Here is a 13,742-nt window from a genome sequence, read left to right on the forward strand (position 1 = left end):
ATGGCGGCCGGTGACCCCACAGGTCAGTCCTGCAGACTGGCGGCCAGTTGCTTGACCTTGGCCAGGTCGCCTTTGGCGACTTTGGTCACACCCGTGCCATAGGCGGGATCGGCCTTGTACAGGTACGAGAGCATGATGTTCTTGCTCTCGGCATCGGTGTCGGCCAACGACTCGCCGAAGCTGTTGATCAGATCCTGTTGCTCCTTGGGCGAGTAAGAGCGATACAGATCACCGGCCTGCTTGAAGTTCTGCTCGCGCTGGATCTTCGCCTGCTGGGTCTTGCCGCTGACGGCCATCTGACTGTAGCGCGCGCTGTCGTCGGCCGGGCGCGGATTCAGGCGGCTGGGCTCGTAGTTGACGCCCGTGGTGGTGTGACCCGTGTTCAGCGCGCCGTCCTGGTTGCCGTTATTGACCGCCACCAAGGGGCGATTGATAGGCAGGTTCATGCCGTTGGCGCCCAGGCGATACATTTGCGTATCGGCGTAGGAGAACACCCTGCCCTGCAACAGGCGATCCTCGGACGGCTCGATGCCCGGCACGACGTTGGCTGGCGACATGGCCACCTGTTCGGTTTCCTGGAAGAAATTGTCGACGTTCTTGTTCAGCACCAGTTGGCCGATCTTCTGCTCAGGTACGTCGGGCCAGATCTTGGTGGCATCCAGCGGGTCGAAGGCGAACTTGGCCAGGTCTTCAGGCTTGAGCACCTGGATGTACAGGTCCCACTTGGGGAAATCGCCTTTGTTGATGGCGCCCACCAGGTCGTGGGTCAAATGCGCGTAATCCTTGCCCTGGGTTTGCACCACTTGGGCAGGGTCGAGGTTTTTCAGGCCTTGCAGGCTCTTCCAGTGAAATTTCACGTAGTGCACTTCGCCCTTGGCGTTCACCAATTTGTAGGCGTGTACGCCATTGCCATCCATGAAGCGATAACTGGCAGGCGTCCCCTCGTTGGAGTACAGCAGCGTCAGAGTGCGGGTGGCTTCAGGTACGTGAGAGAAGAAATCGAACCGGCGCGAATCGTCATCCAGGTTGGTGCGCGGGTCGGGTTTGAAAGCGTGAACCATGTCCGGAAACTTGATCGCGTCGCGGATGAAGAAGGTCGGGAAGTTGTTGCCGACCAGGTCCCAGTTACCGTCAGCGGTATAGAACTTGGTGGCGAAGCCGCGCGGGTCACGCAGGGTTTCGGGTGAATGGTTGCCGTGAACCACCGACGAGAAGCGCACGAAGACCGGGGTATGGGTGCCCGGGGTGAACACCTTGGCCTTGCTCAAATCGCTGATGTTGCTGGAGGCGACGAACTCGCCGTGCACGCCAGTGCCGCGGGCATGCACCACGCGCTCCGGGATGCGCTCGCGGTCGAAGCGCTGCAGCTTTTGCAACAGTTGCACGTCTTGCAGCATGACTGGCCCATTGGCGCCGGCGGTCTGCGAGTTCTGGTTGTCGCCAACGGCGGCGCCATTATCACGGGTCAACGTGTCAGCGAAGGCTGACGAAAAGAGCATGCTCAACGCCAGCACGCTGACCGCGTGACCGGAAAAAGTAGTTGTTTTCATTAGGAAATCCCTCATGGATCTTATGGTTTGAGTCCATGAGGGTAACCACGCCGAGCGCTGTGCCTAAATTGCTTGAGCCTATGGGCTCGATTGAAAGATATGCGTCGCCACGCGGGAACTTGATCTGCGGATCATGGTTCGCGCGCGTCATCCGGCACGGTCACGGTTGCTCGCCGCGACTCACTCACGGGAAAAAGCGATTCGCCGGCCGCGGCAACCCGAGATTCTCGCGCAACGTCTTGCCCTCATACTCACGCCTGAAAATCCCCCGCCCTTGCAGCTCGGGAATCACCTTGGCGACGAAATCGTCCAGGCCACCGGGCAACCACGGGAACATGATGTTGAAGCCGTCGCTGCCTCGCCCTTCGAGCCAGCCTTCCATCTCGTCGGCGATGCTGTTGGCAGTGCCAACGAAACTCAGCCCCGCATAGCCACCCAGGCGCTGCGCCAACTGGCGCACGGTCAACTTCTCGCGGTCGGCCAGCGCCAGTACCCGCTGTTGCGAGCTCTTGCTCTGGTTGGTCTCCGGGATCGACGGCAGATAGCCGTCCAGGTCGAACTTGCTGGCATCCACCCCCAGGGACACCGACAGCGAAGCTATAGCGCTCTGCTCGTGCACCAGGCTGTCCAGATGCGCACGGGTACGCCGTGCCTCCTCGAGCGTATCGCCCACCACCACGAAAGCCGCGGGCAGAATTTTCATGTGCTCGGGATCGCGCCCGAAGGCCGGCATGCGGCCTTTGACGTCGGCGTAGAACGCCTGCCCCTCCTCCAGCGTGCCGTGGGCGGCGAAGATCACCTCGGCCGTTTGCGCGGCCAGTTGCCGGCCGGGCTCGGAAGCGCCTGCCTGGACAATCACCGGCCAGCCCTGGGGCGGCCTGGCGATGTGCAGCGGGCCGCGCACCGAGAGGTACTCGCCCTTGTGGTCGAGGGTGTGCAGCTTGTCGGGGTCGAAGAAGATACCGCTGTCGGCATCGCGCACGAAAGCGTCATCGGCCCAGCTGTCCCACAGCCCGGTGACCACGTCATAGAACTCCCGTGCGCGGGCATAGCGCTCGTCATGGGCGCGATGCTCAGTGAGCCCGAAGTTGAGCGCCGCGTCCGGGTTGGAGGTGGTGACGATGTTCCAGCCGGCGCGGCCGTTGCTCAGGTGATCCAGCGAGGCGAAACGCCGAGCGATATGGAACGGCTCGTCGAAGGTGGTCGAGGCGGTAGCGATCAGGCCGATGTGGTCGGTGGCCTGGCTCAGGGCCGAGAGCAATGTGAAGGGTTCGAACGAGGTCGCGGTGTGGCTGCGCTTGAGGGCCTCGATGGGCATGTTCAGCAAGGCCAGATGATCGGCCATGAAGAAGGCATCGAAGCGGGCGCGCTCAAGCGTCTGCGCCAGGCGCTTGAGGCGCGAGAAATTGAAGTTGGCATCGGCCCAGGCACCGGGGTAGCGCCAGGCGCCGGTATGGATGCTGACCGGACGCATGAAGGCGCCGAGTTTGAGTTGCCGGGAAGTGCTCATGGCATTGGCCCCTTGATGGTCAAAGGGCCTAGCATCGACCATGCAGGCGGGTTGGTCCAATAACCAATGGTCTTTGCATAGAAGATTTCATGATAGGCGTGGAGAGGCGACTGGCCCCTTCGCAGGCAAGCCTGGCTCCCACGTTAGTGCATGATGCACCTGTGGGAGCCAGGCTTGCCCGCGAAGAGGCCGAACCTGCCCAATCCCGATATACCCGCTAACCTTATCCCTCCAAACACAACAATCTGCCGCCGATATATGGATATGCAGTTAAATTATTGGATTTACCTTTTTTAGATCAAATAGATTTATGCCATTCCGAAACGCACAAGGCCTATCGCACATGTCCACACTGCCCTCGCTTCGCCAGTTGTTCGTCGCCACCCTGCTGGCTGGCCTTACCTGGACGGCCCAGGCCGCCGACCTGACCATCGGCTATCAAACCGGTACCGATCCGAGCAAGGTGCCCCAGGCCAACGGCGAGTATGAAAAAGCCACCGGCCAGAAGATCGACTGGCGCCGCTTCAACAGCGGCCCGGAAGTGGTCGCGGCGCTCGCCTCCGGCGATCTGCAGATCGGCAACCTCGGCTCCAGCCCGCTGGCCGCCGCCACGTCGCGCAACATCCCGATCGTGGCCTTTATCGTTTCGGCGCAGATCAACTCGTCCGAAGCCTTGGTGGTGCGCACTGGCAGCGGCATCGAAAAACCCGAAGACCTCAAGGGCAAGACCATCGCTACGCCGTTCGTGTCGACCTCCCACTACAGCCTGCTCGGCGCCCTCAAGCACTGGGGCCTGACCAGCAAGGACGTCAAGGTGGTCAACCTCAACCCGACGGAGATCGCCGCGGCCTGGAAGCGCGGCGATATCGACGGCGCCTTCGTCTGGTCGCCAGCCCTGGGCGAGATCCGCAAGACCGGCAAGACGCTCACCGACGCCGCCGAAGTCGGCCGCTGGGGTTCGCCGACCTTCGAGGTCTGGGTGGCCCGCAAGGACTACGCCGACAAGCACCCTGACGTGATCGCCAAGTTCGCCGGTACCACCCTCGCCGCCTACGCTGACTACACTGCGCACAAGGCTGAATGGACCGCCGACTCGGTGCCGGTCAAGGCCATCGCCAGGCTTACCGGCTCCAACGCCGCCGACGTTCCCGAATTGCTGGCAGGCGCGACCTACCCCGACGCTGCTGCACAAAAAAGCGCCGCCCTGCTCGGTGGCGGTACCGCCAAGGACATCGCCGCCACCGCAGCGTTTTTGAAGGAACAGAAAAAGATCCCTGACGTACTCCCTGACTACAGCACGTTCGTCAGCGCCAAATACATCCCTTGAGGCCAGAGCCATGGCAACCCTTGAACTGCAAAACATCAGCGCCCACTACCCCGGGGCGCCGGAGCCGGTGCTCAAGGATCTGTCGCTGCGCCTGGAGCCCGACCAACTGGTGGTCGCGCTCGGGCCCAGCGGCAGCGGCAAGACCAGCCTGCTCAACCTGATCGCCGGTTTCGTCGCCCCTACGGCCGGCACCCTGACCCTCGACGGCAAGCCCGTTCGAGGGCCGGGTGCCGATCGCGGCGTGGTGTTCCAGGACGACGTGCTGCTGCCCTGGCAGGACGTGTTGACCAACGTCAGCTTCGGTTTGCAGCTGGCCGGCATCGCCCGTAACGAACGTGAGCGCCGCGGGCGCGAGCTGTTGCAACTGGTCGGCCTGGAGGGTTTCGAGCAGCGCAAGGTCTGGGAGCTTTCAGGGGGCCAGCGCCAACGTGTCGGCCTGGCCCGTGCACTGGCCGCCGAACCGCGGGTTTTGCTGATGGACGAGCCCTTCGGCGCGCTGGATGCCTTCACCCGCGAGCAGATGCAGGAGCTGCTGCTCAGCGTATGGCAACGCACGCGCAAGCCGGTGTTCCTGATTACCCACGACATCGAGGAGGCAGTGTTCCTGGCCACCGATCTGGTGCTGTTGGCGCCCCATCCGGGGCGCATCGTCGAGCGCTTGCAACTCGACTTCGGCCGCCGTCACGCCGCCGGTGAGCCGGCCCGCGCGATCAAGTCCGATCCAGCCTTCATCACCACCCGTGAACATGTACTCGCGCAGGTCTTTGCCTATCAACAAAGCCTGCAGCAAGCCAGCGCTCAGGAGCCCACATGAGCAGCATCGAACTGCTTGAAAGCACGACAGCCACCCAGCCCCCGCCCATACCGAAAGCACCGTCCAACGATACCCGCGGCATCAGCGCAGTGACCATCGCCGCGCTGCTGTTGATCTGGTGGGCCGTGACCCACTGGGGGTTCATCGACCCGCTGTTCCTGCCCGGTCCCGGCGCGGTGCTGGCCAAGGGCTGGGACGTGCTCAACAACGGCTACATGGACGTCACCCTGTGGCAACACCTGGGCTCCAGCCTGGGGCGCATCGGCATCGCGCTGGTGGCCGCGGTGCTGACCGCCATCCCGCTGGGGCTGGCCATGGGCCGCAACCGTATCGCCCGAGGCATTTTCGACCCGTTGATCGAGTTCTACCGGCCGGTACCGCCGCTGGCGTATCTTCCCTTGATCGTCATCTGGTGCGGCATCGGCGAGCTGTCCAAGGTGCTGCTGATTTATCTGGCGATCTTCGCCCCGATCGCGATTGCCACCGCCAACGGCGTGCGCACCGTCGACCCGGCCCGGTTGCGTGCCGCGCAGTGCCTGGGTGCCACCCGCGCCCAGCTGATCCGCCATGTGATTTTGCCCAGCGCCCTGCCGGACATTCTCACCGGCCTGCGCATCGGCCTGGGTGTGGGCTGGTCGACGCTGGTGGCGGCCGAACTGATCGCCGCCACGCAAGGTCTGGGTTTCATGGTGCAGTCGGCTGCGCAGTTTCTGGTGACCGACGTGGTGATCCTCGGGATTCTGCTGATCGCCGTGATCGCCTTTGCCATGGAGCTGGGCCTGCGTGCGCTGCAACGCCGACTGGTACCGTGGCACGGGCAATCCCACTGATGCGGATCAAGCGTAGCGCTTGCCGCCGCCATCCACATACAGCCGCGACGCGTTGACGAACGCCGCGGCATCGGACAGCAGGTACACTACGGCGTTGGCCACATCGGTGGGTTTGCCGGGCCCGGCGAGCGGCGTCAAGGGTTCGGACTTCTCAAGGCTCGCGCCTTGCAATTCGGCCAGGCGCGGCGACTCGATCGGCCCGGGCGCTACCGCGTTGACCCGTACCCCGTGTGGCCCATAACGACGCCCCAGGCCCTGCACCAGCAAGTCCAGGGCAGCGTTGACGCTGGAGCCGATGAAATGCTGCGGCGACGGATCGATCCCGCCTCGGCCGCTGATCACCACCACTGCACCCTTGCCTGCAGCGATCAGATGCGGCAGCGCCGCGCGCACCGGCCGCACACTGCCCAGCAACTTGGCGTCGATCACCCGTTGCCAGTCCTCATCGGCCAACTCGAGAAATTCGCCGAAGGCGCCGACGTTGGTGCTGGTGACCAGCCCATCGATTCGGCCGTGTTCGGCCACGATGGCGGCGGTGGCCTGGTCCACCGCGTGGCTGTCGCCCACATCCAGCGGCAAGGCGAACACCTTGGGCCAGTCGGCGAACTGCGCGGCGGTCACCGAGCGTGAAGAGGCGACCACCGTAGCTCCCAGCTCCGCCAACGCCAGCGCCGTGGCCCGGCCCAGCGCGCCCGTGGCACCGGTGACCCAATAGACTTTTCCTGCGAAATCCTGACTCATGCAGCGCTCCTTGGTTAGGACAAATAGCGCATTACGTTGCCGGGATCGGGGCCGGAACTCCAAGACCTGTTGGTTCTATTCAAAGAACTGGGGCGGGTTCTGGTATTCGTGCCAGCTGTAGAGGCCTCGTCGCCGCCCGGATGCACATCTCACGGCTCATTTCTACAGGGCATGACCAACGACGCAGGCGCCCACCTCAACGCCGTGCCCGCAACAACGATATAGGCGTATATAAACCTGTTCGCTCGTACTTATTCCACAGGTGCTGCCAAGCAGCGCCCGTCGCTGGTGCTGGGTGGCCAGAGTTATGCCCATAAACCGCTTACCCAGCACGCCGTGGTCCAGGCCGCGATCGCCCTGGACAGCATCGAGGCGCTGCTGCAACGGATAGCCGGCGATTGGGACCATCGCGTACGCCATGGGCCGTTGTGGGCGGCGGTGATCCTCGCGGCCAAACAGCACGCGGTCGAATCGGCGCAACAGGTGGTCAATCTGGCACTGGAAATCGCCGGAGCCGCCTCGTTGTCGAAGAAAAACGAGCTGGAGCGGCTATATCGCGATGTCCGCGCCGGGGGGGCATCCGCCGAGTGCACACGCCAATTATGAAATCATCGGGCGGTCGTATTTGTTTGATGAGTGATAGGGGGTAGCATCCTGACGGATGTGTACCCGATCGACCGCCCTCCGCCAGCCTGGCTTTACTCCGTCCATCTACCGGAATTTATCCATGACCACCGCGCCAGACACCCCTTGGCAACACCGCTACCGAACCCCCAGTGACACTGCGCGGGCCGCGAACCCGGTGATCGACGCCCTGCTCGACCATCGCAGCGTGCGCCGCTACCTGACCACGCCGCTGCCTGAGAACACCATGGCGACCTTAGTGGCTGCGGCGCAGTCCGCATCGTCATCTTCCAACCTGCAGGCCTGGAGCGTGCTGGCCGTGCAAGACCCAGCCCGCAAGGCTCGGCTCTCGGCCATTGCCAGCGATCAGGAGCATATTCGCCAAGCGCCGCTGTTTCTGATCTGGCTGGCCGACTTCTCCCGCGCCCAGCGCATCGCCGACACCCGCGCCATCGAACTGCAAGCGCCGGCCTACCTCGACAGCCTGTTGCTGGGCAGCATCGACGCCGCGCTGGCCGCGCAGAATGCCGTGGTGGCTGCCGAGTCGCTGGGGCTCGGTACCGTGTACATCGGCGCGCTGCGCAACAACGTGCAGGCGGTGATCGACGAACTGCAATTGCCGCCGCTGGTGTTCCCGGTGTTTGGCTTGTGCGTCGGCTATCCGGACCCGCAAGCCCCGGCCGCAATCAAGCCGCGCCTGGGCCAGGACGTGGTCCTGCACCATGAAACCTACCAGGTCGATGATGCGGAGCCGCAGCGGATCGCCGCCTATGAGCAAGTCGCCGCCGATTTCAGCCGCGAGCAGGGTCAGGTCAGTGGCAAATGGGGCGAGCAAGTGGTGCAGCGGCTGCGCGACAAAGGCTCGCTGCATGGCCGCGAAATCCTCGCCGAGGTGCTGCGCAAACAAGGGCTGGGGCTGTACTGAAAGGCTTGGGGCGAAGCATCGATGCCGGTGCCAGGTTCAGTCTCATGATGTGCAGTGATGCAGCTGGTGTCTTCGCGAGCAAGTTTTGCTCCCTCTTGTGGGATGACACTTTCTACACGAAACATCTCGCGCGATGTATGGTCACACCCCAGTGCGTCGTAGTGCTCTAGCGCACGGCGCGACCTTCCGGTTAATGGGGACAGATCATGAACACCCAAGCACTGATCGATATTGCCAACGCCCTTGTCGCAGATGGCAAGGGCCTGCTGGCCATGGATGAAAGCAGCTCGACCTGCCGCAAGCGCTTTGTCGAGCAAGGCATCGAAGACACCGAAGAAATGCGCCGCGCCTACCGCGAGCTGCTGATCACCACACCCAGGCTGAGCGACAGCGTCAGCGGCCTGATCCTCTTCGACGAGACCATTCACCAGGCGAAAAAAGACGGTACGCCGTTCGTCGAGCTGATCGTCAAGGCCGGGATGATCCCCGGTATCAAAGTCGACCTGGGCGCCAAGCCGCTGGCCGGGCATCCAGGCGAAACCGTTACTGAAGGCCTCGACGGCCTGCGCGCGCGCTTGGAGGATTACCACAGACTCGGTGCCCGGTTCGCCAAGTGGCGCGGGGTCATCAACATCGGCGACGGTATTCCCAGCACTGCCTCCATCGCCGTCAACGCCCATGCCCTGGCCCGCTACGCCGCGCTGTGCCAGGACGTCGGGCTGGTGCCCATCGTCGAGCCCGAAGTACTGATGGACGGCGCCCACTCACTGGCACGCTGCAGCGAAGTCACCGAAAAGGTTCTGCACGCGGTCTTCGCCGAACTGAACATCCAAGGCGTGTTGCTCGAAGGCATGCTGCTCAAACCCAATATGGTCACCAGCGGCGCCGACAGCACCGAGCAGGCGGACGTGCATGCCGTCGCGGCAGCGACCCTCGACACCTTGCTGCGCTGCGTACCGGCCGCAGTACCGGGCATCGCCTTTCTCTCCGGCGGGCAATCGCCGGCCCTGGCTTCAGCGCATTTGAATGACATGCATCAAGGTCGCGTGTTGCCATGGGCGCTAACCTTCTCCTATGGCCGGGCCTTGCAGCAACCGGCGCTGAATGCCTGGAACGGTGAAGCGGCCAACGTGGCCGCCGCGCAAAAGGAACTGGAGCAACGCGCTGCGCTCAACCGCGCCGCCGTTCAAGGCCGCTACACTGCCGGGATGGAACCTAAATGAATGCAGCTGCACCGCAACTGAGACTGTTTTTAGTGCGCCACGGCCAGACCGAATGGTCGTTGACCGGCCAACACACCGGGCGCAGTGATATACCGCTCACCGAACAGGGCGAAGCCGAGGCCCGTTCCGTGGCGCCGTTGCTGAGCAGCGTCAGCTTCAGCCACGTGTTCAGCAGCCCGCTGCAACGGGCGCGGCAGACCTGCGACCTGGCCGGGCTGGGCGATCAGGTGGAGATTCTGCCCGACCTCGCCGAATGGGACTACGGTGCCTATGAAGGCCTGCGTACCCCGGAGATTCGGCAACAAAAACCTGGCTGGAACATCTTTCGCGACGGCTGCCCGCAAGGCGAATCCGCTGCCCAGATGACGGCCCGTATGGACCGTCTGATTGCACACCTCAAGACGCTTAGCGGCGATGTCGCGCTGTTCGCCCACGGCCATGTCGGCTGTGTGCTCGCGACTCGCTGGTTGGGCCAGGCGCTGACCGAGGCCGGGCATTTCCCCTTGGCCACGGCCTCGCTGAGCGTACTGACGCTAGACCCGAAACACGCCAACGTACCGATCATCGCGGCCTGGAATCTGACCCCCGGCCGAGGTTTCCTGGAGGGCTATACGCGCCCTGCCTAAAGGCAATACCGCGGCCCGTTCGGGCCGCGTCTATCGCGGAGAACAGCATGCGCAAGACACTTTCGACCGAACAGCTGCGCAAGATGGATGCCTACTGGCGCGCGGCCAACTACCTGTCGGTAGGGCAAATTTACCTTGCCGACAACCCGCTGCTCGAAGAGCCCCTGCGCCAGGAACACGTCAAGCGTCGCCTGCTCGGCCACTGGGGCACCACCCCCGGCTTGAACCTGCTCTATGTGCATTGCAACCGACTGATCCGTGACAACGACCTGAACATGATCTTCATCACCGGCCCGGGTCACGGTGGCCCCGGCCTGGTCGCCAACACCTACCTCGAAGGCTCCTACACCGAGCGCTACCCGGCCGTCGAACGCAGCCGCAACGGCCTGCATCGCCTGTTTCGGCAGTTTTCCTGGCCGGCGGGCATTCCCAGTCACGTCTCGGCGCAAACCCCTGGCTCGATCCACGAAGGCGGCGAGCTGGGCTATTCCCTGGTACACGCCTACGGCGCGGCGTTCGACAACCCTGACCTGATCGTCACCTGCGTGGTCGGTGATGGCGAAGCCGAAACGGGTCCGCTGGCTGCCAGCTGGCACTCGAACAAATTCCTCAACCCGGCCAGCGATGGCGCGGTGCTGCCGATCCTGCACCTCAACGGCTTCAAGATCGCCAATCCATCGGTGCTTGCGCGTATCGACGATTCCGAGCTCGATGCGTTGATGCTGGGGTATGGCTACGAGGCCCATCGAGTCGAAGGCGATGATCCGGAACGGGTCCATCAAGACCTGGCCGCCACGCTGGACACCGTGCTGGCCAAGATCCGCGATATTCAAGGCGCTGCCCGCGCGCACCAGGGTGACACACCCCTGCCCCGCCCACGCTGGCCGATGATCATCCTGCGCACGCCCAAAGGCTGGACCGGGCCAAAGATCGTCGACGGCCTGCCGGTCGAAGGCACCTGGCGCGCACACCAAGTGCCCATCGCCGATTTCAAAGACCCCGAACACCTGCGCCAACTCGAAAGCTGGCTCAAAAGCTACAAACCCGAAGAGCTGTTCGACGCCAACGGCCAGTTGCTTCAGGAATACGCCGAGCTGGCCCCCACTGGCCATCAGCGCATGGGTTTCAACCCTCACGCCAACGGCGGCGAACTGCTCGAGCCGCTGGCCATGCCGCACTTTCATGATTACGCGGTCAAGGTTGGCCAGCCTGGCAGTGTACGGGCTGAAGCCACACGCGTGCTCGGCGGTTTCATCCGCGACGTGATGAAGCTCAACCTGGCAAGCAAGAATTTTCGCGTATTCGGCCCCGACGAGACCGCCTCGAATCGCCTCGAAGCGGTGCTCGAAGTTTCGGGCAAGGCCTGGATGGCCAAGGTCGAAGAAGTCGACATCAACCTTAGCCAGCAAGGCCGAGTGATGGAGGTGCTCAGCGAGCATCTGTGCGAAGGCTGGCTGGAAGGCTACCTGCTGACCGGCCGCCACGGGCTGTTTTCGTGCTACGAAGCGTTTATCCATATCATCGATTCGATGTTCAATCAGCACGCCAAATGGCTGAAGGAAACGCGCACCATCCCGTGGCGCAAGCCCATCGCTTCACTCAATTACCTGCTCACCTCTCACGTCTGGCGCCAGGACCACAACGGCCTGTCGCACCAGGATCCGGGCTTTATCGACCACGTCGCCAACAAGAAGTCCGAGACCGTGCGCATCTACCTGCCGCCGGATGCCAACTGCCTGCTGTCGGTGGCCGACCACTGCCTGCGCACCCATCACTACGTCAACCTGATCGTCGCCGGCAAGCAGCCGGAATGGCAATGGCTGGACATGGACGCCGCCGTGCGCCATTGCACCGCCGGTGCTGGCATCTGGGAATGGGCGAGCAACACCGGCGATGCCGAGCCAGACGTGGTCATGGCCTGCGCAGGCGACGTGCCGACCCTCGAGACCTTGGCCGCGGTGACGCTGCTGCGCGAATACGTGCCGGACCTCAAGGTGCGTGTGGTCAACGTCGTCGACCTGATGGTCCTGGAGACCCGCGCCGATCACCCCCACGGCCTCACGGATGTGGATTTCGACCTGCTGTTCACCGCCGACAAACCGGTGATCTTCGCCTTCCACGGCTACCCGGCGTTGATCCACAAACTCACCTACAGCCGCGGCAATCACGACAACTTCCACGTGCGTGGCTACCGCGAGGAAGGCACCACCACCACGCCGTTCGACATGGTGGTGCTCAACAACCTCGACCGCTACCAACTGGCCCTGGACGCGATCATGCGCGTACCGCGTCTTCACGCTGAGGTCGACAAGGCGCAGAAGCGCTACTGGACCAGCATCGAGCGGCACAAGCTGTATGTCAGCGAACAAGGTGAGGACCTGCCGGAAATCCTCGATTGGCAATGGACGGCGCCATGAGCACGGTGCTGGCGTTGAACAGCGGCTCGTCGTCGCTCAAATTCGGGGTCTACCGTGTCGATGGCCAGCGTATAGACACCCTGCTGAGCGGCGAGGCCGAGGGCCTGGGTGAAGATGGCGCGACGTTTGGCGCCACCGGCATCGAGCAGAAGACGCTCGCCGACGCGAGCGTCAATGGCGTCATGCAGCGGCTCGGCCAGGTGCTCGAACGGGCGCGGTTACCGACGTTGGACGCAGTCGGTCATCGCCTGGTGCACGGCGGCCCAGAGCATCTGCAGCCGTGCCTGATCGATGCGCAGGTGCGTCAGCAACTGCAACAGGCCAGCGTGTTCGCCCCATTGCACACACCGGCGGCCCTGGAAGTGATCGACCAGGCCCGTACCCATTTCAGCACACTGCCCCATGTCGCCTGTTTCGATACCGGTTTCCATGCCGACCTGCCAGCGGTGGCGCAGACCCTGGCCTTGCCCCGCGCGCTGCATGCTCAGGGCATTCGCCGCTATGGTTTCCATGGCCTGTCCTGCGCCTCGATCGTGCGCCAGCTGGAGGACGAGATTCCGGAGCGGCTGATCATTGTCCACCTCGGCAATGGCGCCAGCGTCACTGCCGTGAAGCAGGGCAAGTCGGTGGACACCAGCATGGGTTTGACGCCCAGCGGCGGGATCATCATGGGCACGCGCAGCGGCGACCTCGATCCTGGTGTACTGATCTATCTGCTGCGGGAAAAAAAACTGGACGTCGCGAAACTGGAACAGTTGATCGACCACCAATCCGGGCTGCTGGGCATCTCCGGGGTGGCCAGCGACATGCGCAAACTGCATCAGGCGGCGCCCGACAACGCGGATGCGCGGCTGGCTATCGAGATGTTCTGCCAAGCGGCCCGCAAGCAAATCGCTGCAATGGTTGCGGTGCTGGAGGGCGTGGACCTGGTGGTGTTCACTGGCGGGATAGGTGAGCATGACGACGAGGTGCGCCAGCGGATCGTCAACGGCCTGCATTGGCTGAATCTCGAGGGCAACGTTCGCACCCTGACCTCCCAGGAAGACGAACAGATCGCACTCCTGGCGGCGGCCCTGATCTGACGCCGATGACCCTGCACTCCCTGCGGCGAGGGGCTTTGCTCCGATACAGCGGGTCACACGAAAAGCTTGTGAC

The 13,742-nt window shown here is 63.5% G+C and carries 12 protein-coding genes; 9 read left to right on the top strand and 3 right to left on the bottom strand.

Annotated elements, in window-relative coordinates; genetic code table 11:
- Positions 1-23: 23 nt before the first annotated feature.
- Positions 24-1,499, bottom strand: coding sequence for a catalase KatB (gene katB / locus REH34_RS02550; RefSeq protein ID WP_226504902.1), 1,476 nt, complete (start codon positions 1,497-1,499; stop codon positions 24-26).
- A 235-nt stretch (positions 1,500-1,734) separates the two neighbouring features.
- The gene (locus REH34_RS02555; RefSeq protein ID WP_226504676.1) at positions 1,735-3,060 is read right to left on the bottom strand and encodes an LLM class flavin-dependent oxidoreductase; all 1,326 of its coding nucleotides are present in this window, start codon (positions 3,058-3,060) and stop codon (positions 1,735-1,737) included.
- Positions 3,061-3,403: 343 nt separating this feature from the next.
- On the opposite strand from REH34_RS02555, the gene tauA reads away from it, so the two are divergent.
- The 3 genes from tauA to tauC are packed head-to-tail and all read left to right on the top strand — an operon-like array spanning position 3,404 to position 6,031.
- Positions 3,404-4,387: a taurine ABC transporter substrate-binding protein gene (tauA, locus tag REH34_RS02560; protein ID WP_226504677.1), complete on the top strand. Its 984-nt coding sequence runs from the start codon at positions 3,404-3,406 to the stop codon at positions 4,385-4,387.
- Between the two features lie 10 nt (positions 4,388-4,397).
- Positions 4,398-5,201, top strand: coding sequence for a taurine ABC transporter ATP-binding subunit (tauB, locus tag REH34_RS02565; RefSeq protein ID WP_226504678.1), 804 nt, complete (start codon positions 4,398-4,400; stop codon positions 5,199-5,201).
- Positions 5,198-6,031, top strand: a complete 834-nt coding sequence (tauC, locus tag REH34_RS02570) for a taurine ABC transporter permease TauC (RefSeq protein WP_226504679.1) — start codon at positions 5,198-5,200, stop codon at positions 6,029-6,031. The genes tauB and tauC overlap by 4 nt, the downstream gene beginning before the upstream one ends.
- Before the next feature lie 6 nt (positions 6,032-6,037).
- Here tauC and REH34_RS02575 read toward each other — a convergent pair whose 3' ends face one another.
- Entirely contained in the window at positions 6,038-6,772 is a 735-nt protein-coding gene (locus REH34_RS02575) for an SDR family oxidoreductase (RefSeq protein ID WP_311970625.1), read from the bottom strand.
- 285 nt (positions 6,773-7,057) lie between these two features.
- Between REH34_RS02575 and REH34_RS02580 the strand changes: the two genes are divergently transcribed.
- The 6 genes from REH34_RS02580 (at position 7,058) to REH34_RS02605 (ending at position 13,669) form a co-directional block, all read left to right on the top strand.
- Positions 7,058-7,378: an acyl-CoA dehydrogenase family protein gene (locus tag REH34_RS02580; protein ID WP_409373305.1), complete on the top strand. Its 321-nt coding sequence runs from the start codon at positions 7,058-7,060 to the stop codon at positions 7,376-7,378.
- A 121-nt stretch (positions 7,379-7,499) separates the two neighbouring features.
- A complete protein-coding gene (locus tag REH34_RS02585; protein ID WP_311970627.1) occupies positions 7,500-8,321 on the top strand; it encodes an NADPH-dependent oxidoreductase in 822 nt (273 codons plus the stop codon).
- Between the two features lie 206 nt (positions 8,322-8,527).
- Positions 8,528-9,544 (top strand): class I fructose-bisphosphate aldolase, encoded by a 1,017-nt coding sequence (locus REH34_RS02590; RefSeq protein ID WP_311970628.1) that lies wholly within the window; start codon positions 8,528-8,530, stop codon positions 9,542-9,544.
- A complete protein-coding gene (locus REH34_RS02595; protein WP_226504683.1) occupies positions 9,541-10,170 on the top strand; it encodes a histidine phosphatase family protein in 630 nt (209 codons plus the stop codon). The genes REH34_RS02590 and REH34_RS02595 overlap by 4 nt, the downstream gene beginning before the upstream one ends.
- A gap of 47 nt (positions 10,171-10,217) precedes the next feature.
- Positions 10,218-12,587 carry a phosphoketolase family protein gene (locus REH34_RS02600; protein ID WP_311970629.1) on the top strand — a complete coding sequence of 790 codons (2,370 nt, stop codon included), beginning with the start codon at positions 10,218-10,220 and terminating at the stop codon, positions 12,585-12,587.
- Positions 12,584-13,669: an acetate/propionate family kinase gene (locus REH34_RS02605; RefSeq protein WP_311970630.1), complete on the top strand. Its 1,086-nt coding sequence runs from the start codon at positions 12,584-12,586 to the stop codon at positions 13,667-13,669. The genes REH34_RS02600 and REH34_RS02605 overlap by 4 nt, the downstream gene beginning before the upstream one ends.
- The last annotated feature ends 73 nt before the right edge of the window (positions 13,670-13,742 follow it).

The organism is Pseudomonas baltica (assembly GCF_031880315.1).
GTDB lineage: Bacteria > Pseudomonadota > Gammaproteobacteria > Pseudomonadales > Pseudomonadaceae > Aquipseudomonas.

Bases quoted from the DNA above. Each gene is read 5' to 3' on its own strand.
- katB (WP_226504902.1), bottom strand. From the start codon at position 1,499: ATGCTCTTTTCGTCAGCCTTCGCTGACACGTTGACCCGTGATAATGGC.
- REH34_RS02555 (WP_226504676.1), bottom strand. From the start codon at position 3,060: ATGAGCACTTCCCGGCAACTCAAACTCGGCGCCTTCATGCGTCCGGTC.
- tauA (WP_226504677.1), top strand. From the start codon at position 3,404: ATGTCCACACTGCCCTCGCTTCGCCAGTTGTTCGTCGCCACCCTGCTG.
- tauB (WP_226504678.1), top strand. From the start codon at position 4,398: ATGGCAACCCTTGAACTGCAAAACATCAGCGCCCACTACCCCGGGGCG.
- tauC (WP_226504679.1), top strand. From the start codon at position 5,198: ATGAGCAGCATCGAACTGCTTGAAAGCACGACAGCCACCCAGCCCCCG.
- REH34_RS02575 (WP_311970625.1), bottom strand. From the start codon at position 6,772: ATGAGTCAGGATTTCGCAGGAAAAGTCTATTGGGTCACCGGTGCCACG.
- REH34_RS02585 (WP_311970627.1), top strand. From the start codon at position 7,500: ATGACCACCGCGCCAGACACCCCTTGGCAACACCGCTACCGAACCCCC.
- REH34_RS02590 (WP_311970628.1), top strand. From the start codon at position 8,528: ATGAACACCCAAGCACTGATCGATATTGCCAACGCCCTTGTCGCAGAT.
- REH34_RS02595 (WP_226504683.1), top strand. From the start codon at position 9,541: ATGAATGCAGCTGCACCGCAACTGAGACTGTTTTTAGTGCGCCACGGC.
- REH34_RS02600 (WP_311970629.1), top strand. From the start codon at position 10,218: ATGCGCAAGACACTTTCGACCGAACAGCTGCGCAAGATGGATGCCTAC.
- REH34_RS02605 (WP_311970630.1), top strand. From the start codon at position 12,584: ATGAGCACGGTGCTGGCGTTGAACAGCGGCTCGTCGTCGCTCAAATTC.